The organism is Streptomyces sp. NPDC088732 (genome assembly GCF_044751205.1).
GTDB lineage: Bacteria > Actinomycetota > Actinomycetes > Streptomycetales > Streptomycetaceae > Actinacidiphila.
In genome coordinates this window covers 22,576-42,102 of sequence record NZ_JBIVLI010000043.1, presented here as the reverse complement: position 1 = coordinate 42,102, position 19,527 = coordinate 22,576, and the positions used below count along the sequence as shown (strand labels likewise).

Sequence of the window (19,527 nt, the reverse complement as noted above, 5' to 3'; positions counted from 1 at the left end):
TCGGCCGGGAAGCCGTACGAGACGGGGTGCTCGGAGATCTCCTCCAGCCGCAGCGGCTCGGGGTGGCGGATCAGCTCGCCGAGGATGCCGTGGCCGGACGGCAGCGGGCCGATCTTCTCGATGTCCGCGTCCGCGACACCCACCGGAAGGAACTGCGACAGCCGGTCCTCGCCCCCGATGACCCCGAGCGCGCCGTACTCCGCGTCCACGAGGACGACCGCGGCCTCCACGATCCGGCGCAGCACCTGCGGCAGATCCAGCTCGCGCCCCACCGACAGCACGGCCTGCAGCAGGCTGTGCACACGGTCCCGCGTCCCGCGCACGGCATCGATCCGAATCTGCAACTCGTCCAGCAGTTCGTCCAGCTGCAGCCGCGGCAGGCGCTCCTGACCCTTGTCGGGCTCCATCCCCATGGATTCCTCCATCAGGCACGGTGGCTCCCCACAGCCATTGTCCTCACCTCGGCGTCCGGCGGCGCGGCGTCGACCCCTGGCCCCGGGCGGGGCGGTACGGGCAGACTCACCCCATGAACGATCACCGTGCGATCGGCTGGGACGAGGCCGTGTGGCTCAACCCGCCGCTGGAGGCCCGATCCGACGCCGAGGGACTGCTGGTCACCACGCGTGACCGCAGCGACTTCTGGCGCACCACGAGCTACGGCTTCGTCCGCGACGACGGACACGCGCTGCTGGCTCCCTTCCCCCGTGACCCCGGTACCGGTACGGGTCCGGGTCCGGGTCCCGGCTCCGGCGCCGTCGAAGTGACCTTCGTCGCGGACTTCGACACCCTGTACGACCAGGCGGGCCTCATGATCCGCGTCGACGCCGCGACGTGGATCAAGGCCGGTGTGGAGATGTCGGACGGCGTACCGCATCTCGGCGCCGTGGTCACGCACGGCCGGTCGGACTGGTCCCTGGCCCCCGTGCCCGAGTGGAAGGGCCGCGAGGTCACCGTGCGGGCCAGCCGGGACGGCGACGCGGTGACGATCAGGGCGCGGTGCGACGCCGAGCCGTGGCGCATGGTGCGGCTGGCACCGCTCGCCCCGGAGGCGGAGGCCTCGGCGGGCCCCTTCTGCTGCTCGCCCGAGCGGGCCGGACTGCGCGTACGGTTCACCCGGTTCGTCCAGGGGCCCGCGGACGCCTCGCTGCACGCCGACGCGGAGAGCTGAGGGCGGTGGGGAGCTGGGGCACGGGGAACTTCGACGAGGACACGGCGGCGGACCATCTCGGCCTGCTCACCGACCGGTTGGCCGCCGAGGCCGCCCAGGCCATGGAGGGCGACCCGTCAGAGCTCGAACCGGACGAGTACTGGGGTGTGGCGGTGCCCTGCAACCTGGAACTGCTGCACCTGCTCGCCACCCGCGGCTGGGCGGGGACGACTCTGCCCGAGGCGGCGACGCTCCGGACGTGGAAGGCCCGCTACCTCGCCGTGTGGGACGAAGCGGTCGACGACCTGGAGCCGGGGGCGGACTACCGCGCGCGGCGGCGGGAGGTGCTGGTGGGCACGTTCGACGCGCTGGTGGAGGTGGCGGAACGGCGGTCGGGGCACACCAGGTGACGGCACGTCAGCGACGGGCCTCCTCGTACTCCGGTTCCTCCTCTTCCTCGTCCTCGTACTCGTCCTCGGCTTCCTCGCCGTCGTCCTCGTACTCGTCGGCCTCGTCGGCCTCGTCGGCCTCGTAGTCGTCGGCCTCGTCGGCGTCCTCGGCTTCGGTGTCCTCGTCGTACTCCTCGTCGTCCTCGGGGTATTCGCCGTCGTCGTACTCGTCGGCGGCCTCGTCGGACTCCGCCTCCTCGTCCTCCAGCGCCTCCTCGTGGGTCCGCACGACCTCCCCGTCCTGGATCTCGCCCCGCCAGCCCTCGGGCTCCTCGTCGGTGAGGGTGACGTACCGCTGGAAGTGCTTGAAGTCGAGCCGCAGACGGCGGCCTTGGGCGCGCCAGATGTTGCCGGTCTTCTCGAAGAAGCCGGAGGGGTAGTACTCGACCACGAGCACGATGCGGGTCAGCGTCGGAGTGATCTCGTGGAAGCTGACGCAGCCGCGCGTGGTGCCCTTGGCGCCCTCGGAGCTCCAGACGATGCGCTCGTCCGGGACCTGCTCCTGGACGGTGGCCTTCCAGCCGCGCGTGGACGGACCCACCTTGACCTTCCAGTCGCTGGTGGCGTCCTCGCCCTTGGAGACGCTGCGCACGCCCTTGGTGAAGGTGCTGAACTTCTCGTACTGCGTCCAGTGGTCGTAGGCGAAGCGGACCGGTACGCCGACGTCGAGGGACTCGACGATGTTCATCACCTTCGTCGTCCCCGACTTGCGCCCCTTGCCCATGCCGAAGGCCTGCTTGGCCTTGTCGAGGATGCCTCCCCCCATGCTCTTGGCCTTCTCGCCCACGAAGGCCTTCAGCGGCGACTCCCCCTGGAGGATGCGCAGCCCGGCCTTGGGCAGGACACCGTCGTTCTCGGCCACGTCGCGCAACTGGTCGGTGAGACCCGCGACTTTGTCGCCCGCCTTCTCCGCCAGGTTCTCCACCTGCGCGCCCAGGAAATGGACCATCTCCTCGCGCAACTGGTCCAAACCCGAGGCATGTCCGTTCGGGCTGTGCTGTGCCGTCCTGGCCATGGCCTACCTCCGCCGTGCCGACGACGCCTTCTTGGCCGGCGTCTTCTTCGCGGCCGTCTTCTTGGCGCCGCCGCGACTGGGTGCGGTCTTCTTCGCCGCCGCCTTCTTGGCGGCCGGCTTCTTCGCCGCCTGCTTGCGCGGGGGCGGCGCGGCCTTCTTGGCGGTGGACTTCCGCGCCGGCTGCGCCTTCTTGGCCCCGGACTTCTCCTCCGGTGCGCGCTTCGCCGCCGGCCGCTTCGCGGGACGGCGGTGGCGGCTGCGCCCCGGTGCCCGCTTGCCGGCGGGCCTCTTGGCGGATTCCTCCGCGCCCTCCGGCTCCTCGTCCTCCCGGTCCTCGGCTTCCTCCTCGTCCTCCTCGGGCTCGTACTCCTCCTCCGCTTCCTCGTCCGTGTCCGTGTCCTCGGCCTCGTCCTCGTCGCGGCGGCCCTTGCCGGACGGACCGGACTTCCCGCCGATGCGCGCGGTGCGGTCGTGCAGTGACTCCGCGAGATCGGCCAGCCGGCGGTCGGCGGCCGCGGACAGCGCCTGGCGGCCCGCGTCCATCAGTTCGCCGCGCAGTTGGTCGTTGAGGTCCTCGAACTGAGGCAGTTCCTTGAGCCGGCGAACACCCTCGGTGAGCAGTTGTTGCGGTTCGAGACCGAAGCGGCGGCCCGCGAGATACGTCGCGAGTCCAAAGGCGAGCCTGGCCTTCTTGGTCCGGCCGAGCACATAACCACCGGCCATCCCGGCGGCGAGAGCCATCTTGGTCGAATCCTTCATCAGTCGTTCCCTTCCGGTCGGCGATCGTGTCGCCGCGCACGACTGTGGCTATATGCTGAAATAGTACGTTTGCTTGCCGGGGTGGCGCCGCTCGAAGCACGGCGGCGGCAACGACCGAAGGGGACGACATGACCCGACGGCCCCGCAAGCCCTCCGCCGCGTGGGCCATGCGTTCGGCGGCCGAGCAGCTCACCGAACTCCTCGGGCGGCAGCCCGAGTCGGTGTCCGCGGTGAAACCGACCGAGGACGGCTGGGAGGCCGACGTCGAGGTCCTGGAACTGGAACGCGTTCCGGCGACCACCAGCGTCATGGCGACCTACCACGTGAGCCTCGACGAGGAGGGCGGGCTCGTCTCGTACGAGCGGACACGGCGTTACGCCCGCGGGCAGATCGACCGACGCGTCTGAGGGGGCGCTGAAGGGAGGCACCATGACCGTGGTGCCGCAGGGCGCCGGCGGTGTGTCGGGCGGCGGCTCGGGCAGTCTGTACGACGTCCTGGAGCTGATCCTCGACCGCGGCCTCGTCATCGACGTCTTCGTCCGGGTGTCGCTCGTCGGCATCGAGATCCTCAAGATCGACGCCCGCATCGTGGTCGCCAGCGTGGACACGTATCTGCGCTTCGCGGAGGCGTGCAACCGCCTCGACCTGGAGTCCGGCCGCAAGCAGCCGACCCAGCTCACCGACATCGTGGGCGAGATCACCGAGGGCGGCGCCAAGGGCAAGTCCAAGGGCGCCCTGAGCGGTGCCGTCGAAGCCGTCACCGACACGCTGAAGGGCGGCGGGGGCGACGAGGACGAGGAGGACGACGGGGACGCGGCCCAGGAGGAGGCCGAGTACGAGGAGGAACCCCGAGCGAGGCGGCGCCGCCCGGCCAAGCGGAGCGCCCACCGGGAGAGGGAATGACATGTCCGTCTACGTCTACTCCATCATCTCGAAGGCGCATCCGACGAACCTCGACGGCCTCCACGGCGTCGGCAAGCCGCCCGGTGAGCTGCGCACCGTGACCACCGCCGCGCTGAGCGCCGTCGTCAGCGACGCGCCCGAGGACCTGCGTCCCCGCCGGCGCGACGTCCTGGCCCATCAGGAGGTCCAGGAGCGGCTGATGGCCGACGGCCCCGTCCTGCCGCTGCGGTTCGGCCTGACCGCCCCCGACGACGACACCGTGCGCACCGCGCTGGACGAGCGCGCCGAGGAGTACCGCGGCCGGCTCGATGCGCTGGAGGGATGCGCCGAGTACCACCTGAAGGTCTCCTGGGAGGAGGAGGCGCTGCTGCGCCGCATCCTGGTCGAGTCGGAGGAGGCGGCACGGCTCAACAAGCAGATCCGGGACGGCTCCGGCACCCCCGAGATGCCGCTCGCCCTCGGCGAGCTGATCAGCCGCGAGGTCGAGGCGCGCCAGCGCGCGCTCGGCGCGGGCATCGTCGAGGCGCTGCGCCCGTTCGCCCGGGAGGACGACTCGGTACCGCCCACCGGGCAGGACTTCCTCAGCGTGTCCTTCCTGGTGGAGGAGGGCCAGGAGGAGATGTTCCTCGCCACGCAGCTCAGCCTCGCCAACCAGCTGGGCGACGAGTGCGACCTGCGGCTGCGCGGGCCGCTGCCGCCGTACAGCTTCGTCTGAGGAACGCGCAGGAAAGGGGTGTGCCGTGGGACTCGTCACCGGACTGTTCGGCCTGCCCCTGGCGCCCGTCCGCGGCGTGGTCTGGGTCGTGGAACGCGTCAAGGAGGCGGCCGAGGAGGAGTACTACGACCCCGGGCCGGTGGAACGGCAACTCGGCGCGCTGGAGAAGGAACTGCTCGCCGGACGGATCGACGAGGAGACCTTCGAGGCCCGCGAGGACGAACTGCTGGACCGCCTCGAGGAGATCACCGCACACCGCAGGGGCGCCGGGAACTGAGGCGGAGACGGAGGTGGCCGTATGACGGACCCCGACAGGCTCGGCTCGTACCCCACGCGGGCGCAGTCGCCCTACGCCCCGTACGGCCAGGGCTCCTCCGCGAACCTCGCCGACATCCTGGAGCGCGTCCTCGACAAGGGCATCGTCATCGCGGGGGACATCAAGATCAACCTGCTCGACATCGAACTGCTCACCATCAAGCTCCGATTGATCGTCGCCTCGGTCGACAAGGCCAAGGAGATGGGGATCGACTGGTGGGAGCACGATCCCTCGCTGTCCTCCCGCGCCGGCGGGGAGAAGTCCCTCGCGGACGAGAACAGGCGCCTGCGCGCGGAGATCGAGGCGCTGCGGGAGGAGCGGGAACTGCCCGCCGCGCCCGCCGCCGCACGCGAACGGAAGCCCGCCGCCCGCCCGCGCCGAACGGCAGCCGAGCGGCCGGCCACCGCGCGCCGCAGGAGAGCGACCGACGATGAGTGACGCCGGGCACGACCGCGTGGAGTACGCGTACGCCGTGCTGCGCGAGGACTCCGTCCCGCCGGAGCGCGTACGGGCGGACCTGACCGGGGTGGCGGGTGCCCCGGTGCGCCTGGTTTCCGGGCCGCTCGGGGCCCAACTGGCGGCGGCCGTCAGCGCGGTGCCCGCGGCGGACTTCCAGGAGGGCGCGCTGCGGCGGCACTTGGAGGACCTGGAGTGGCTGGAGTCCGTCGCGCGCGCTCATCACACCGTGATCGAGGAGCTGTCCGCGGCGGCGACGGTGCTCCCGCTGCGACTCGCCACGGTGTACCTCGACGAGGCCCGCGTCCGGGACGTACTGGGGGACTGCGGCGCGATGTTCACGGCGTGCCTGGACCGGCTCGACGGGCACCTGGAGTGGGGCGTCAAGATCTACGTGGAGGACGACCCGGCAGCGGATGCCGGCACGGCGCCCGCGGCGGACCTGAGCCCCGGACGCGCCTACCTGCGGGCCCGGGGGGTACAGCGGCACGCCCGCGAGGACGCCCACCGCAACGCCCGCCGGGCCGAGCAGCGCGTGGCGGCGATCGGCCGCGAACTGGCCGCCGACCACGCGCGGCACCGCGTCCAGCAGGGCGAACTGGCCGGCGACGCCGGGGAGAACGTGGTCAACGACGCCTATCTGGTCGCCCGGGACCGGGCGGAGTCCTTCCGCGTCCGGGTCCAGGACGCCGCCGCGGGGCTGACCGGCGTGCGGGTCGACATCACCGGGCCCTGGGCCCCGTACTCCTTCGCCGCCGTCCCCGAGGGCGCGCCGTCATGAGCGTTCCCGCGCGGGGCGGGGACCCGCTGCCGCAGCGGCAGGTCGCGCTCATCGACCTGCTGGACCGGCTGCTGAGCGGAGGCGTGGTGCTCACCGGGGACGTGGTGCTGTCCATCGCCGACATCGACCTGGTACGCGTCTCGCTGCGCGCACTGGTCGTCTCCATCGGCGCCAAGAACCCCTCCCCCTTTGCCGGTTCCGCACCGCCGCCGCCGGCCGACGGGACGCGGCCGTGAGCTCCGGGGTGCCCTCCGACCGGCTCGGCGAGGTCGCCGACGCGGCCGCCCGCGCCTTCCGGCTGCTGCCCGCGCTGCCGGAGGACACGCCCCCGCCGCCCGCGCCGGGCGCGCCGCCACGCCCCGCCCGGCGGGTGCGCGCCGACCCCGACACCGTCGAGCGGGACCTGGTGCGGCTGGTGCTCACCCTCGTCGAACTGCTGCGGCAGCTCATGGAGCGCCAGGCGCTGCGCCGGGTCGACGCGGGCGACCTCACCGAGGACGAGGAGGAGCGCCTCGGCGCCACCCTCATGATCCTCCACGACCGCATGACCGATCTGTGCGCCCAGTACGGCCTGACGATGCGCGACCTCAACCTGGACCTCGGTCCGCTCGGCACGCTGCTGCCGCCGGACGCCGAGGAGTGATCAGCCCGAGCGCCGCGCCAGGTCCGCCAGCACCGCGACCGCCTCGTCCAGGCGCTCGTACGGCACGAAGAGGTGGTCGTGGTGGAAGCCCGCCACAACGTTGCAGCTCAGGCCCGCGTCGGCGAGCTCCCGGGCGACGGCCGCCGTCAGCCCGACCGCCTCCAGCGCGGAGTGCACGCGCAGGGTGATCCTTCCCGCCACGTACCCGTAGCCGAGGCCCGCCGCGTCCGCCTGCTCCTGCGGCAGGACGAGGGTCAGTCCCTCCTCCTCGGCGACGGTGACGACCGGCGTCACACCGTCCGGCACAGCACTCCCGGGGGGCAGGGTGGTGAAGACATGCCGTTCCCGGCCCGCCTCCGGGCGCATACCGCTCAGCAGTTTCCGCAGATCCGTCTCTCCGCTCATGATCACACCCTATGCCGGACGGGTGATCGCACCGGCCGGTCCGCGCGCCGCGCCCCCGGGCCCGGGCGCCCCGCGGGTTTGGATGAGGGGCCTGCCGCCGCACGGCGGCCGGACGGACGCAATGGAGGGCCGCTGTGCGCAGAAGCCGGGTCGCTGGGACTGTCGTGTCGATCGTGTCGTCGGGGCTGCTCGCGCTGGCGCCGGCCGCCGGGGCCGCCGACGGATGGCAGCCGCGGTCGGGCGGCGGCGGCACCACCCGCCTCGAACTCACCGAACCGGACAAGGTCGGCTTCGCCACGATCACGGTCACCCCGCAGGGCACCGGCTGGGACGTGGACGCACTGGTCACGAAGACGGTGAACGACCCGGGATGCGTGTTCCTCCAGGCCGACGACGCCCCGTCCCGGACCCGGGAGACGGTGCTGGAGCCGGGGCAGCAGATCGGCGCGCAGTGCGGCTCGGCGTGGACCCGCACGCAGATGCTGACGCACACCGAGCACCGGCGCCTGGTCCTGGGCTGGTCCGACGGCGACGGCGTACCGGTCTCCTGGCGGAGCGTCACCTTCTAGCGGGCGGCATGCATGCCGGTGAACCGGGCCGGCATATGTCGGGGCGACCCCGGTGGCCGCCCCGCACCGCCCGGACCGGGACCCACGTGGGCGCGGAACCCCGGTGAACCGGGCCGGCAAGTCGACGCGGCCCCCACCATGCGCCACCGGCGGGGGGAGCGCGACGTGCCCGCCGTCGGGATCGACACCCGGTCGCCCGCCGCCCTGGCGGCACCCCCACCGCCGGCACCTGGGTGCGGAACACCGTCAAGCCGGTGGGCACGTCGACGCGGACGCCACGCTGCACCGCCGGCGTGCGACGCGCGCGCCGTCGGGATCGACACGCTGGAGCGCTCCGCGCGAGCACGCCGCCGCAGGCCACGAGGCGCGATGCCAACGGCCGGGGGGGGACCACCCCGGCGGGCGCCGGGACCCGCTTGTGCACGGAATGCCAGCGAGCCGGGTCGACCCGAGCGTCCACGGGTCGCCGAGGCGGCCCCCACGATGCGCCGCCGGCGCTCCCGCCGCCCTGCCACCCGCACAAGGTCAGCCCGGCGGCGGACGCCCCCGCACCACACCCGGCTGCACTGCGCCACCCCTCCCCCTGCCGATCAGGCCAGAAGTCACCACGCCCGCAGCGGTGCCCGACAGTGCGGAACGCCCGCGCACCGGGTCGGCGCGCAGAGACGGCGAGCACACCGCGCCGCTGGAGCGCAGGACACCGCGACCGCTCCGGCCTCCGATCGGGCCCGCACGAAGGTACGGGCTGCCGGTGAGCTCGGAGGCGCCCACGGCGCGCGCGGCGGCCCGCCGCTCTCCCGCTGCCGATCGGGCCGGGAGTCGCCATGCTGGAAGCGGTGCGCACCACCCCGGTGGGCACCGCCACCGCGGACCCGGCGGTCGCTTCGCGCGGACCCGGGCACCGGGGCGCACGAGCCGAGCCAGCCGAAGGAGTGCGCAATGCCGGTGAGCCGGGTCGGCATGATCGTCCACGAGGGGCGTCCGGAGGCCGTCGAGGCGGCCGCGACGGTGCACCGCTGGTGCGCGGAGCGCGACGTGCCCGCCGTCGAGATCGACATCTGGCGGCAGGACCGGCCGCGCCACAGCGGCCGGGAGGAGGCGAAGACGGCGGGCTATCCGGACCTCATCGTCACGCTCGGCGGCGACGGCACCTTCCTGCGCGGCGCCCGGGTGGCGGCGGCCTGCGGCGCCCCCGTGCTCGGCGTGGACCTGGGCCGGGTCGGTTTTCTCACCGAGGTCTGCGTGGAGGACGTCACGGAGGCGCTGGACGCGGTCGCCGAGGACCGGGCCACCGTCGAGGACCGGATGACGCTCACGCTCCGCGCCTCGCGCCCGCTGGAGGTCCCCGAGGGCATCGAGTCGCTGCTGCGGTACGGGCGCGGGCCGACGCTGCCCTCGCCGAGCGTGCGGCCGGGCGACCCCGTGGACGTCGGGTGGGGCGTGCCCATGAACATCAACGCGGTCAACGACATCGTCTTCGAGAAGCTCGCCCGGGACCGGCAGGCGAGCGTGGCGGTGTACCTGGCCGGGCGGCTGTTCGCCTCGTACTCCGCCGACGCGATCATCGCGGCGACGCCCACCGGTTCCACCGCGTACAGCTTCGCCGCCGGCGGCCCCGTCGTCTCCCCGCACATGGACGCCGTGGTCTTCACGCCGGTGGCGCCCCACATGGCGTTCGACCGGACGATGGTGGCGGCTCCGGACGAGTCCGTCGCCATCCGCGTGCTGGCCCGTTCGGGGCGTGTCGCGGTCAGTATCGACGGCCAGTTGCGCGGCGTGGTGGACCCCGGGGACTGGGTCGCCGTGTACCGCGGCCGGCACCGGCTGCGCCTGATCCGGCTCGGCCCCACGGACTTCTACCGCCGGGTCCGCGACCGCTTCCGGCTGAGCGACGCGCCCGCCGCGGTCGCCGACGGCATGGCCGCCCCCCTCATCCGGCCCGACCAGCCCGTCCCGCCGGACCTGGCCGGACTGCGGCTGCCGCCGCCCCCGGACAAGAGCGCGGACGCCGGCCCGAAGCACTGACGGCGGTCCCGGTCGGGCCGGCGTGCCTTCCACTCCGGCGGCCTATCCCCGGTTGTCCGGCGCGGCGGGCCTCCGCAGGCTGTTCTGGGGGACGCGACCACACCCGGGAGACCGACATGACCTGTCCTCGAGACCCGTCCACGGCGCGTCACAGCCGCTGGGCCCTGGCCGCCGCACTCGTGGTGGCCACCGCGCTCAGCGCCGGCTGCGCGGGCCGGGCCGGCCGCTCCGCCGACGTCCACGGCGCGGCGGCGACGAGGGTGGCCGTGGCCGACGGGGCGCCGGCGAAGTACGTGCCCTGCGGCGACCCGCCGGTGAAACTCGAGACGATCGCCCAGGACTTCCTCAACGGGCTCGCGGCGGCCGACGGGACACCGCTGTACAAGATGTCGTACAGCGACGCCCGCGAGGTGCTGAACAAGCTCCAGGCCGGGCCGGTGGACATGCTGCCCGCCACGGTCGAGCAGCGGGACGTGCCCGGCGGTCCGACCGGGCCGGTCTCCGTGCACGTCGTACGGCCCGAGGGGGCGAAGGGCGCGCTGCCCGGCATCGTCTACATCCACGGCGGCGGCTGGGTGCTGGGCAACTTCAAGACCCACGAGCGGCTGATCCGCGAACTCGCCAACGGGGCCAAGGCGGCCGTGGTGTTCGTCGACTACACCCCGTCGCCCGAGGCCCAGTTCCCCGTGCCGATCGAGCAGGCGTACGCGGTGGCCAAGTGGGTCGCGGCCAACGGCGCCGGAATCGGCGTGGACACCTCGCGCCTGGCCGTCGCCGGCGACTCGGTGGGCGGTGACATGACCGCCGCCGTCACGATGATGGCCAAGCAGCGCGGCGGCCCGCACTTCCGCCAGCAGGTCATGCTCTACCCGGTGGCCGACGCCGACTTCGACACGCCGTCGTACCACCGCTTCGCGGAGAACTGCTGGCTCACCCGGCCCGCGATGCAGTGGTTCTGGGACGCGTACGCCCCGCACCTGAAGGACCGCTCCAACCCGCTCGCGGCGCCGCTGCGCGCCACCACCGGTCAACTGCGCGGTCTGCCCCCGGCGTTGGTGATCACGGACTCCGACGTGCTCTTCTCCGAGGCCACCGCGTACGCGCGGAAGCTGCGCGGCGCCGGGGTCCCGGTGACCCTCTCGCACTACGAGAAGATCACCCACGACTTCATGATGCTCAACGCCCTGAGGGACACCGAGTCCAACAAGGCGGCCGTCGCGGAGGCGAGCGCCGTGCTCCGCGACGCCCTGCACGGCGCGGACTCGGGCGGCGGCAAGTAGCCCGCGTACCGGAGGAGGGGGCGGCCGTGCACCGGCCGCCCCCTCGCGTCAGCGCAGTGTGGGAACGGCCCCGCCGTCGACGCGGGCGAGCGTCACACCGGGCACGGCGCGCAGCCAGCGCGCGGCGGCACGGTCGAGGGCGCCGGCGTCGGGTGGGGTGCTGCCGAGGCCGATGGCCCACCGTGCCTCGTGGGCACCGGCCGCGAAGGGCCGCGGCCACGCGTGGACGTCGACGGCGCCCGCCGCCTCCAGCGCGGTCAGCAGGGCGCGCACGCGGCCGCGGAACCGGCCCACGGTCCGGTCGAGGTCCTCGCCCGGGGCGGGGCGCACCGTGGCGACGGCCCAGGCGGCGTGCCGCCGGTGCAGGGGCGGGGGCGCGAGGAGCACCGCCGTGTCGGCGCCCTCGTCCAGCAACTCCCAGGCGCGGTAGAGCTCCTGGGTCAGCAGGTCGCGGAAGCCGGGGCCGGTCTGCTCGGTGCACCAGCGGACGGGGGCGCTCGGGGTGGCGACGGACACGGCCGGGGCGGTGGCACCGGCGGTGCCGATCGGGTTGTGCCAGTCCCACGCGGCCCAGGTCGCGAAGAACTCGCGCGCCAGACCGGACGCGGGCGTGTCCGGGTGCTCGCCCACCGTCCGGGCCGCCAGCAGCGCCCAGGCCAGTCCCGGCAGTCCGCCGAACGGTGCCGAGTCCAGTCCGCGCGCGCGGGCCCAGGCCTTCACCTGGCGGGCCAGTGCGGCGAAGCGGTCGTGGGCGCCGCCGGCCAGGGCAAGCACGGCGTCCGCGTCGCTGACGGCGCTCAGCGCGACGGCGGCGGCCTCGCCCAGGTCCAGGCGCCGGTCCACCGCCTCGCCGGGGGCGAGCGGCCCGGTGGCCACGACCACCAGGTCGACGTCGAGGGCGCCCACGCTGAAGCGCAGCCCCGGCACCCGGGCCCCGGTGACCTCGCGCAGCCGTACGGCCCCGGGCACGGCGGCAGCGACGCGGGCCGCCACGTCCTCCATGTCGGCCGTGCCGGGCAGCGCCGCCACCACGTCGAGATCGGCGCCGGGCAGATGGCATCCCATGCGGCGGGACCCGGCCAGGTGCACCGCTCCGGGCCGGAGCGCCTGCGTCAACTGCCGCAGCACACGGGCCGCTTCGGTGTCCCCGGCGGCCGGTGCGGGGCTGCCGCCCGGCGGGGGTGCGTCGTCCAGCCAGCGCAGCGTGCCCGTGCCGAGGGCGACCTCGGCGCGGGGCCGCATCGGCTCGTCGCCGCGCCGCGACAGCAGGACGATCGTCCCGACGCGGGCGGTCATCGGGGCGAGGCGGGCCGCCGTCGCGGCCGCGACGGGCAGCGGGTCGGGGGTGCGGCCCAGGGTGAGGTGCGGGGTGTATCCCCCGGCGCGGCCCCGGCAGTGCGGGAACCGTTCGGCGAGGGCGTGGTGGAGGGCGGCCCAGGGGGCGGCGCCGGCAGCGGCGGGGTCGAGCCAGACGGTGGCGTCCTCGCGGTGGCCGAAGGTGTGGATGCCGTCCAGTCGCGCGCTGAAACCGGGTGAGGCGGCCGCCGCTTCGGCGAGCAGGGGCGCGGCGCGCTCGAAGGCGTGCTCGGGTACGAAGCCGAAGAGCAGGTTGACGTGCGGGGGCCAGCGGTGGATCTGCGGGTCGTGCTCCCGGCGGACGCCGTCGAGCGCGGGGCGCAGTTCCTCCGGCGGGAGCCAGGCGACCGCGGTGCGGGCGGTGGGCGCCTCGTCCAGGGTCCGCGTGCCCGTGCTGCCCGACGGGGTGAGGACGGCCTCCACCCCGTAGTGGTCGGAGGCGAACAGCCCGTCGGCCGCGGGGGTTTCGCCGTGCAGCCGGGCGGCGGTGGCGCGGAATCCCGCGGCGTCGCGCAGGAGGACGCGGTCCAGGCGGGAGGCCCGGCCGGTGAGGGAGGACACGGCGGCGAGCGGGTTCGCCGCGGGGTCGAAGGTGGGGGTCGTGTCGGACGCGCCGTGGACGTCGGTCCAGGCGTCGCGGAGGCCGAGCGCGCGGGCCGGTGCGTCGCCGCCGTCGTTGAAGTCGCCGAGGACGACCAGTCCGGGGGCGTCGACGCCGGCCAGTCCCTCGGCCAGCCGGGCCAGTTCGGCCTCCCGCCGGCCGGCGCCGTCCTCGGAGTGGTCGCTGCTCAGATGGGTGGCGACCACGACGAGCGGGCCTTGGGCGGTCTCCACGGTGATCGCGGCGACGGCCTTGTGCGGACCGAGGGTGTGCGCCGCGGACTCGCGCACGGGCAGCCGGCTGAGCAGCAGCAGTCCGTGCTCCGCCACCTCGTGCGTCCCGGTGCCGTCCGGCGGGGTGCCGAGGACGTACCGCTCGCGGACCCAGGGCTCGGCGGCGATCATCGCGAGCAGGCGCGGCTCGGTCTCCTGGAGCGCGATGACGTCGGCGTCCGACCGCTCCAGCGCGCGCAGCAGCAGGGGGCGGCGGCGGTCGGTGGCGATGAGGTGCCCGTCGTAGCGGTCCCACAGGGTGTTCCAGGTCAGGACCCGCACCTCTCCCCCGCCGGGTGCCGCGGCCGGAGCCGTGCCGCCGGGGCGCCAGCCGTCGGCCGCCGGATCCCAGGCGTGCGGGGTGCGGGCGGTGAAGAACGGGGCGCGCAGCAGCCGGGGTTCGCGCACCCGGCCCGCGTCGGTGGCGTCGATGCGGTCGACGCCGGTGGCGCGGTCCCACACGAGTTCGCCGTCGGCCTCGACGAACAGCACGCGGTGCCAGGGGACCTCACCGCCGGGCACGAAGGCCGGCAGCGGGACGCGCTTGGGCGCCGCGCCGCGCTGGAGGACGCCCAGCACGAAGCGGGCCGGGTCGAAGCGGGCGTCCCAGCGGACCCGGTGGTAGATCTCCTCGCTGGTGCGCACCTCACACCTCCTGTCCGTGGGCCGCGGCGCCGAGCGTGCCGTCGGTGTCCTCGACGGTGCCGTCCGCGCCCAGGTAGCAGGTGCGGTGCGCGTGGCCCGGGTACGGCGGGTCGAAGCGGCGGGTCTGCGCGGTGAGCACGGCGCCTGGGACCGGGTGGTCGCGGACCGCGTTGCGGCGCGCCAGTTCGTCCTCCCCGACCAGCGCCACCACATGGGTGACGAGGGCGTCGCGGCGGCGGGCCACCGCGTGCACCAGGGACCGCTGGTGGGGACTCAGTGACGTGGCGTCCCACACCACCGTCGCACGTCCGGTCAGGGCGCTGTCCAGCCCTCGCAGGCCGTCCCGCAGCACCTCCTGGTTGGCGCGCTGGTCGGCCCGGGACCCGCGGGCGGTCCGCAGTTCGTCCAGGGAGACCCGGGTGTCGACGCCGTCCAGGCCGGCGGCGAAGGTGCTCTTGCCGCTGCCCGCAGGGCCCACGAGGTGGATCAGGCGGGGGAAGTCGCCCGAGCGGTAGCGCCAGGTCGCCGCGACGGCCTCCTCCGCGCTGCCGAGGCGACCTGCGGCGTACGCGGTCCGGGCCTCGGTCCAGCAGCGGTCGGCGGCGGCGCGGCCGAGTCCGGCGAGGGCGTCGCGCAGCCCGTCGCGCAGCGGGGCGGACGGTTCCTCGGCGAGCAGTCCCGCCGCGTCGGCGTGGAGCGCCGACCACTCGGCCTGCTCGCGGGCCGCGTCGCCGGGCGCGACCGCGGCCGCGACGGCGTGCAGGACGCCCAGGTCGGCGGCGAGGGAGAGACGCCCGAGCCCGGCGCGGCGGTCCCGGTCCGGGTACGGCAGGTGGAGGGCGGCGTGCAGCCCGACCAGGTCGGCGACCCGCCGGGCGGTGGCCATGCCCAGCGGCCCGGCGAGCCGGGCGGCGAGCGGGGCGCGGTGCGCGCCGTGCAGCAGGGCGGCGAGCACGCCCGCGAGCCGGGCGTCCCCGGTCCGTCCGAGAACGTCCAGCCGGGCGGCCGCGTCCGCGGCGGCATGTGCGTCCCGCGTGTCCTGCGCGGGCAGGCCGAGCGCCGTCACGAGTGCGGCCGGGTCGGGGGCCGCGCCGGAGCGGACCGCCCACAGCGCGGCGGCCGGGCCGAGCCCGTTCTCCACGACGGCGGCGTGCATCCAGTGCGTACTGGTCCGCACATGGTCCGGGCGCACCCATTTCGCGACGCGCCGCCCGAACTCCTCGCGGGCGAAGCCCTCGGTGGTGCGGACGACCCAGCCCTCCTGGCGGGCGGTGTCCACGCGCAGGGCCCGCAGCGCCCGTTCGTCGAAGGTGCCCCGCCACAGCACCGGCGGCACCGGGACGCCGAGGCGGCGCAGGAAGCCCGTCGTGGCGTCCCAGTCCAGGCACCGGTCTCCGTCCCAGACCGAGAACCCGTAGAACCAGCTGTCCAGGGCCTCGTAGGCGAGCGAGTGCCGGGCGAACAGGTTCTCCCCGCACACCCGCCGGCCGGGCGGGATCGCGGACCCGATCCGCCCCTGGAGCGCCTTCACCCAGGCGCGCGAGGGGTGGTGGGCCGAGTCCGGCGACCGGGCGTGCAGGCCGTCGGTGTAGAGGGTGGTGTTCTCGCCGTCCAGCTTCTCGGTGACGACGACCTCGCGCCCGCGCAGCCCGTCCAGGTCCCGGGCCCGCACGTCGTCCGACGCGGCCCCCGGTGACCAGGGCAGATGAGGGGTGCGCGGATAGTGCGTACGCATGGTTGCGGTGCTCCCCCGTGCTCCATTGGTGCGCGGCCACTGTAGGAGCGTCACGGACACCCGTTCCATCGATTTAGCGCCGGCCGGTGCCCCGCGCGGGTCACTCCGACGGCCGCACCGGTCGCGCCCCGTGACCGCCCTCCGCGCAGACTCGTCACCAACCGTCCTGCCTGCCCCGAGGCGAAGAGAGTGCCGATGTCTGCGAATCCGCTCGCGATGTCCCGCCGCGCACGCTGCCTTGCGCTGCTCGTGCCGGTGGCCGCCCTGGCGGTCTCCTGCCCGGTGGCGGCGTCCCCCGCGGGCGGGAGCGGCGGCGGACGCGGCACCAGGCCGACGATCGTGCTGGTGCACGGGGCCTGGACGGACGCCTCGGGCTGGCTCCCGGTCATCCGCGGACTGCAGAAGAACGGCTACACGGTGCTCGCGCCCTCCAATCCGCTGCGCGGGCTGAACGCCGACTCGGCGTACCTGACGGCGGTCCTCAAGACGGTCAAGGGCCCCGTCGTGCTGGTCGGCCACTCCTACGGCGGCGCGGTGATCACCAACGCCGCGGCGGGCAACCCCAACGTCAAGTCGCTGGTCTACATAGCGGCCTTCGCGCCGGAGGCCGGGGAGAACACCCGCCGGCTCATCGCGAAGTACCCGGGCAGCCACCTGGCCGACGCCTCGTCCCTGGTGCCCGCCGCGCTGCGCACGGTCCCGGTGCCGGAGGAGGACGGCGACGGCGGCGGCGGCGGCGGCGGGCTCGAACTGTGGATCAGGCCCGAGCGGTACAACGAGATCATGCTGAGCGGCCGTGTCCCGGCCGCCACCGCGGCCTCGCTGGCGGCGGCCCAGCGCCCCGCCGCCACGGGGGTCGTGACCGAGGCGGCCCGTGCCGCGGCATGGCGGACCATCCCCTCCTGGTACCTGGTCGCCACCGCCGACCAGGCCATCGGCGCCGCCAACGAGCGCTTCATGGCCCTCCGGGCCGGCAGCCATGTCGTCGAGGTGGACGCGCCCCACGCCGTCCACGTCACGGCGCCCCGGGCCGTCACCGACCTGGTCCTGGAGGCGGCCCGCGCGGCCGGCCCCCGGCTCGCCCCCGCCGCGAACTCCCGGCCCGTGGCGATGATGGCCGCGGCGGCCAGCATCTCGGTGGCGACCGGCACGGCCCTGTACGCCCTCACCCGCAGGCGCGAAACCCGCCCCCGGTGACCGCGCGCCGGGCTCAGCCGGCGGGGCGGGCGAGCACGGTGGCGAACGTCACGTCGAGGAATCCGTCGAGCGGCTGCCGGCCGCGAACGAGCCTGGCCCGGGACATCGCCCCCTCGAAACCGCTCACCAGGTAGTCCGCCAGCGCTTCCGCCGACACCGCCCGGGCCACCTCCCCCACCTCCTGCGCCTCCCTCAGCGTCCCGGCGAGCGCCTCCTGCCAGCGCTGGAGCTGCTCCCGCACCGCCTCGCTCAGGGCGGGGCTGTGCGCCGGGATCTCGGCGGCCAGATTGGCGAGCAGGCAGCCGCGCGCGAAGTCGTTGCGGGCCGCGAGCGCCACGCGGTGGCGCAGGTTGGCCTCGATCCTGGCGATCGGCGAGGGCGCGGCGCCGGTCAGCGTCTCCAGGGCCAGGGAGCCGGAGAAGCGCTCGACGGCGTCGAGGCCGAGCGTCTCCTTGCTGCTGAAGTGGTTGTAGAAGGACCCCTTGGGCACGCCGGCCGCGGCCACGATGTCCTGCACGCTGGTGCCGTTGTAGCCGCGCTCGTGGAACAGCCTGAGCCCGGCCTCGGCGATCCGTTCTTTGGTCGTCACGCCCTCAGTATGACCGGTCGTCTCACACCGGCTCCGGGGAATGTTCACGGCGGGCGGGTCGCTTATCCTGTCCAAGACGACCGGTCACATTAGGCCGCCACGTCCAGTACCGGCAGCGCCGCCGGGCCCCCGACCTCACCGCCCCGGACATCTGGAGACCCTTCGTGCACCCCACCCCTCACGAGGCCGCGCACCGCAGGAGCGCCGTTCCGGTCAGGGCCTGGCTGCAGCCCGCCCTGATCGGCCTCGTCATCGTCTCGGCCTTCATCAGCTGCTACATCGGGGTGCAGCGCGACCCCCAGCCGCACCGGCTGCCGATCTCCGTCTCCGGCACCCTGCTGGCCGACCGCCTCCAGCAGGGGCTCGGCGACGCGGTCGACGTCCGCCCCGCCGCCTCGACCGCCGACGCCCGCCTGGCGCTGGAGCGGCACGACGTCGTCGCGGCGCTCAGCGCCACCGACCACGGCGACAGGCTGCGGCTCGACGTCGCCGGCGCGAACGGCCTGTCGACCACCACCGCGGTCAAGAACCTCGTCACGGCCTACGGCCACGGGGCCGGGAAGGACGTCAGCGTCCGCGACGTCGTACCGCTCGACCAGTACGACGCCCGCGGCCTCGCGGGCTTCTACGTCTCCTTCGGCGTGTCCCTCGCGGGCTTCGTCCTCGCCCAGAACGCGCTGGGCCTCGGCCAACTCCTCCACCTGCGCCACCGGCTGACCCTCATCGCGGGCTTCTCCGCGGTCTCCGGCCTGCTCGCCGCCTTCATCGCCGGTCCCCTCCTCGGCGCCGTCCCCGCGCCGTTCCTGCCGCTGGCCTTCACCCTGGCCCTGCTGTCCGCGGCCGCGGCGTTCACGACGAAACTGCTGGGCACGTACCTCGGGCCGCTGGGTGTGCCCGTCGCGACGCTCCTGCTGCTCACCATCGGCAACTCCACCAGCGGCGCGACGATCGGCCCCGACCTGCTGCCCGGCGCGGGCCGCGCTCTCTCGGCGGCCCTGCCCCCGGGTGCGGCCGTACGGGCGGTCACGGACCTCACGTACTTCGACGGGGCCCACGCGCTCACGCCGCTGGCGACGCTTGCGCTGTGGGCGGGGGGCGCGGCGGTGCTCGTGACCCTGCGGCCCAGGCTCCGGGACGCGGTACGGCGGCTGCCGCTGCGGCGGACTGCCCCGGCGATCTGAGACGGCGCGGCACGGGTAGGCTCCCCGCGCACATCCCCCCGACGCGAGGAGCCGCCCGTGCCCGCCGACGCCAACGCGCACCTGCGCATCGCGCGCCCCGTGCGCGACCTCGCCGCCGCCGAGCGGTTCTGGATCGACGGGCTCGGCCTCAGCGTGCTCTTCCGGCACGAGGGCGACGGCACACCGGGTGAGCACTCCCTGCTCATGGCCGGCTGGCCCGGCGCGCACTGGCACCTCGAACTCGTCCAGGGCCCGGACGTCCCCGAGCCCTCACCGACCGTCGAGGACCTCCTCGTCGTCTACCTCGAGGAGGAGGTTCCCGAGGAGCTCGTGGCCCGCCTCGAAGCGCACGGAGGTGTACGGGTGCCGGCGCACAACCCGTACTGGGACGCCTGGGGCGTCACGGTCCGCGACCCTGAGGGGTACCGGCTGGTGCTTTCCTCCCGTGGGTGGTCCTGACGCCGCCTTTCCCCGCCCTCGGGCCGGGG

The 19,527-nt window shown here is 74.6% G+C and carries 23 protein-coding genes; 16 read left to right on the top strand and 7 right to left on the bottom strand.

Annotated elements, in window-relative coordinates:
• Nucleotides 1-407, bottom strand: a 407-nt coding sequence (locus tag ACIP9H_RS41260) for a GAF domain-containing protein (protein ID WP_401964132.1), incomplete at its 3' end; no start/stop codon positions are given.
• 119 nt (nt 408-526) lie between these two features.
• On the opposite strand from ACIP9H_RS41260, the gene ACIP9H_RS41255 reads away from it, so the two are divergent.
• Both ACIP9H_RS41255 and ACIP9H_RS41250 read left to right on the top strand, forming a co-directional pair.
• On the top strand, nt 527-1,168 hold the full coding sequence (locus ACIP9H_RS41255) for a DUF1349 domain-containing protein (protein ID WP_401964131.1): 642 nt from the start codon (nt 527-529) through the stop codon (nt 1,166-1,168).
• A gap of 5 nt (nt 1,169-1,173) precedes the next feature.
• Complete coding sequence (locus tag ACIP9H_RS41250) at nt 1,174-1,557, top strand: DUF4259 domain-containing protein (protein ID WP_401964129.1); 384 nt, start codon at nt 1,174-1,176, stop codon at nt 1,555-1,557.
• A 7-nt stretch (nt 1,558-1,564) separates the two neighbouring features.
• Here ACIP9H_RS41250 and ACIP9H_RS41245 read toward each other — a convergent pair whose 3' ends face one another.
• Together ACIP9H_RS41245 and ACIP9H_RS41240 are read right to left on the bottom strand one after the other, a co-directional pair.
• Entirely contained in the window at nt 1,565-2,611 is a 1,047-nt protein-coding gene (locus ACIP9H_RS41245; RefSeq protein ID WP_401964127.1) for an SRPBCC family protein, read from the bottom strand.
• Nucleotides 2,612-2,614: 3 nt separating this feature from the next.
• On the bottom strand, nt 2,615-3,370 hold the full coding sequence (locus tag ACIP9H_RS41240; protein WP_401964125.1) for a histone protein: 756 nt from the start codon (nt 3,368-3,370) through the stop codon (nt 2,615-2,617).
• A gap of 128 nt (nt 3,371-3,498) precedes the next feature.
• On the opposite strand from ACIP9H_RS41240, the gene ACIP9H_RS41235 reads away from it, so the two are divergent.
• The 8 genes from ACIP9H_RS41235 to ACIP9H_RS41200 are packed head-to-tail and all read left to right on the top strand — an operon-like array spanning nt 3,499 to nt 7,184.
• Entirely contained in the window at nt 3,499-3,777 is a 279-nt protein-coding gene (locus tag ACIP9H_RS41235; protein WP_360916879.1) for a gas vesicle protein, read from the top strand.
• 22 nt (nt 3,778-3,799) lie between these two features.
• Nucleotides 3,800-4,273, top strand: coding sequence for a gas vesicle structural protein GvpA (locus tag ACIP9H_RS41230; protein WP_401964123.1), 474 nt, complete (start codon nt 3,800-3,802; stop codon nt 4,271-4,273).
• 1 nt (nt 4,274) lies between these two features.
• Nucleotides 4,275-4,988, top strand: a complete 714-nt coding sequence (locus ACIP9H_RS41225; protein ID WP_401590033.1) for a GvpL/GvpF family gas vesicle protein — start codon at nt 4,275-4,277, stop codon at nt 4,986-4,988.
• Nucleotides 4,989-5,013: 25 nt separating this feature from the next.
• Nucleotides 5,014-5,265, top strand: a complete 252-nt coding sequence (locus ACIP9H_RS41220; protein ID WP_401590036.1) for a gas vesicle protein GvpG — start codon at nt 5,014-5,016, stop codon at nt 5,263-5,265.
• A 21-nt stretch (nt 5,266-5,286) separates the two neighbouring features.
• On the top strand, nt 5,287-5,742 hold the full coding sequence (locus ACIP9H_RS41215) for a gas vesicle protein (protein ID WP_401590039.1): 456 nt from the start codon (nt 5,287-5,289) through the stop codon (nt 5,740-5,742).
• Nucleotides 5,735-6,541: a GvpL/GvpF family gas vesicle protein gene (locus ACIP9H_RS41210; protein ID WP_401964121.1), complete on the top strand. Its 807-nt coding sequence runs from the start codon at nt 5,735-5,737 to the stop codon at nt 6,539-6,541. The genes ACIP9H_RS41215 and ACIP9H_RS41210 overlap by 8 nt, the downstream gene beginning before the upstream one ends.
• Nucleotides 6,538-6,777 (top strand): gas vesicle protein, encoded by a 240-nt coding sequence (locus ACIP9H_RS41205; RefSeq protein WP_401590045.1) that lies wholly within the window; start codon nt 6,538-6,540, stop codon nt 6,775-6,777. The genes ACIP9H_RS41210 and ACIP9H_RS41205 overlap by 4 nt, the downstream gene beginning before the upstream one ends.
• Nucleotides 6,774-7,184: a gas vesicle protein K gene (locus ACIP9H_RS41200; protein ID WP_401590048.1), complete on the top strand. Its 411-nt coding sequence runs from the start codon at nt 6,774-6,776 to the stop codon at nt 7,182-7,184. The genes ACIP9H_RS41205 and ACIP9H_RS41200 overlap by 4 nt, the downstream gene beginning before the upstream one ends.
• Here the strand turns inward: ACIP9H_RS41200 and ACIP9H_RS41195 are convergent, their stop codons facing one another.
• Entirely contained in the window at nt 7,185-7,589 is a 405-nt protein-coding gene (locus tag ACIP9H_RS41195) for an ACT domain-containing protein (protein WP_360916903.1), read from the bottom strand.
• A 164-nt stretch (nt 7,590-7,753) separates the two neighbouring features.
• Between ACIP9H_RS41195 and ACIP9H_RS41190 the strand changes: the two genes are divergently transcribed.
• The 3 genes from ACIP9H_RS41190 to ACIP9H_RS41180 all read left to right on the top strand — a co-directional run bounded on the left by ACIP9H_RS41190 (nt 7,754) and on the right by ACIP9H_RS41180 (nt 11,463).
• Entirely contained in the window at nt 7,754-8,158 is a 405-nt protein-coding gene (locus ACIP9H_RS41190) for a hypothetical protein (RefSeq protein ID WP_401590051.1), read from the top strand.
• A 939-nt stretch (nt 8,159-9,097) separates the two neighbouring features.
• On the top strand, nt 9,098-10,183 hold the full coding sequence (locus ACIP9H_RS41185; protein ID WP_401590054.1) for an NAD(+)/NADH kinase: 1,086 nt from the start codon (nt 9,098-9,100) through the stop codon (nt 10,181-10,183).
• A gap of 116 nt (nt 10,184-10,299) precedes the next feature.
• A complete protein-coding gene (locus tag ACIP9H_RS41180; RefSeq protein WP_401590057.1) occupies nt 10,300-11,463 on the top strand; it encodes an alpha/beta hydrolase in 1,164 nt (387 codons plus the stop codon).
• Nucleotides 11,464-11,511: 48 nt separating this feature from the next.
• Here the strand turns inward: ACIP9H_RS41180 and ACIP9H_RS41175 are convergent, their stop codons facing one another.
• Entirely contained in the window at nt 11,512-14,337 is a 2,826-nt protein-coding gene (locus ACIP9H_RS41175; RefSeq protein WP_401964118.1) for a poly(A) polymerase, read from the bottom strand.
• 1 nt (nt 14,338) lies between these two features.
• On the bottom strand, nt 14,339-16,072 hold the full coding sequence (locus tag ACIP9H_RS41170) for an RNA ligase family protein (RefSeq protein WP_401590063.1): 1,734 nt from the start codon (nt 16,070-16,072) through the stop codon (nt 14,339-14,341).
• Nucleotides 16,073-16,267: 195 nt separating this feature from the next.
• On the opposite strand from ACIP9H_RS41170, the gene ACIP9H_RS41165 reads away from it, so the two are divergent.
• Nucleotides 16,268-17,269, top strand: coding sequence for an alpha/beta fold hydrolase (locus tag ACIP9H_RS41165; protein ID WP_401590066.1), 1,002 nt, complete (start codon nt 16,268-16,270; stop codon nt 17,267-17,269).
• Nucleotides 17,270-17,282: 13 nt separating this feature from the next.
• On the opposite strand, the gene ACIP9H_RS41160 is transcribed toward ACIP9H_RS41165, so the two are convergent.
• The gene (locus tag ACIP9H_RS41160) at nt 17,283-17,858 is read right to left on the bottom strand and encodes a TetR family transcriptional regulator C-terminal domain-containing protein (protein WP_401590069.1); all 576 of its coding nucleotides are present in this window, start codon (nt 17,856-17,858) and stop codon (nt 17,283-17,285) included.
• 164 nt (nt 17,859-18,022) lie between these two features.
• On the opposite strand from ACIP9H_RS41160, the gene ACIP9H_RS41155 reads away from it, so the two are divergent.
• Together ACIP9H_RS41155 and ACIP9H_RS41150 are read left to right on the top strand one after the other, a co-directional pair.
• Nucleotides 18,023-19,039: a hypothetical protein gene (locus ACIP9H_RS41155; protein ID WP_401590072.1), complete on the top strand. Its 1,017-nt coding sequence runs from the start codon at nt 18,023-18,025 to the stop codon at nt 19,037-19,039.
• A gap of 57 nt (nt 19,040-19,096) precedes the next feature.
• Nucleotides 19,097-19,498: a VOC family protein gene (locus ACIP9H_RS41150; protein ID WP_401590075.1), complete on the top strand. Its 402-nt coding sequence runs from the start codon at nt 19,097-19,099 to the stop codon at nt 19,496-19,498.
• Nucleotides 19,499-19,527: the final 29 nt, after the last annotated feature.

Bases quoted from the DNA above. Each gene is read 5' to 3' on its own strand.
- ACIP9H_RS41210 (WP_401964121.1), top strand. From the start codon at position 5,735: ATGAGTGACGCCGGGCACGACCGCGTGGAGTACGCGTACGCCGTGCTG.
- ACIP9H_RS41225 (WP_401590033.1), top strand. From the start codon at position 4,275: ATGTCCGTCTACGTCTACTCCATCATCTCGAAGGCGCATCCGACGAAC.
- ACIP9H_RS41205 (WP_401590045.1), top strand. From the start codon at position 6,538: ATGAGCGTTCCCGCGCGGGGCGGGGACCCGCTGCCGCAGCGGCAGGTC.
- ACIP9H_RS41165 (WP_401590066.1), top strand. From the start codon at position 16,268: ATGTCTGCGAATCCGCTCGCGATGTCCCGCCGCGCACGCTGCCTTGCG.
- ACIP9H_RS41180 (WP_401590057.1), top strand. From the start codon at position 10,300: ATGACCTGTCCTCGAGACCCGTCCACGGCGCGTCACAGCCGCTGGGCC.
- ACIP9H_RS41185 (WP_401590054.1), top strand. From the start codon at position 9,098: ATGCCGGTGAGCCGGGTCGGCATGATCGTCCACGAGGGGCGTCCGGAG.
- ACIP9H_RS41215 (WP_401590039.1), top strand. From the start codon at position 5,287: ATGACGGACCCCGACAGGCTCGGCTCGTACCCCACGCGGGCGCAGTCG.
- ACIP9H_RS41240 (WP_401964125.1), bottom strand. From the start codon at position 3,370: ATGAAGGATTCGACCAAGATGGCTCTCGCCGCCGGGATGGCCGGTGGT.
- ACIP9H_RS41255 (WP_401964131.1), top strand. From the start codon at position 527: ATGAACGATCACCGTGCGATCGGCTGGGACGAGGCCGTGTGGCTCAAC.
- ACIP9H_RS41235 (WP_360916879.1), top strand. From the start codon at position 3,499: ATGACCCGACGGCCCCGCAAGCCCTCCGCCGCGTGGGCCATGCGTTCG.
- ACIP9H_RS41245 (WP_401964127.1), bottom strand. From the start codon at position 2,611: ATGGCCAGGACGGCACAGCACAGCCCGAACGGACATGCCTCGGGTTTG.
- ACIP9H_RS41170 (WP_401590063.1), bottom strand. From the start codon at position 16,072: ATGCGTACGCACTATCCGCGCACCCCTCATCTGCCCTGGTCACCGGGG.
- ACIP9H_RS41230 (WP_401964123.1), top strand. From the start codon at position 3,800: ATGACCGTGGTGCCGCAGGGCGCCGGCGGTGTGTCGGGCGGCGGCTCG.
- ACIP9H_RS41195 (WP_360916903.1), bottom strand. From the start codon at position 7,589: ATGAGCGGAGAGACGGATCTGCGGAAACTGCTGAGCGGTATGCGCCCG.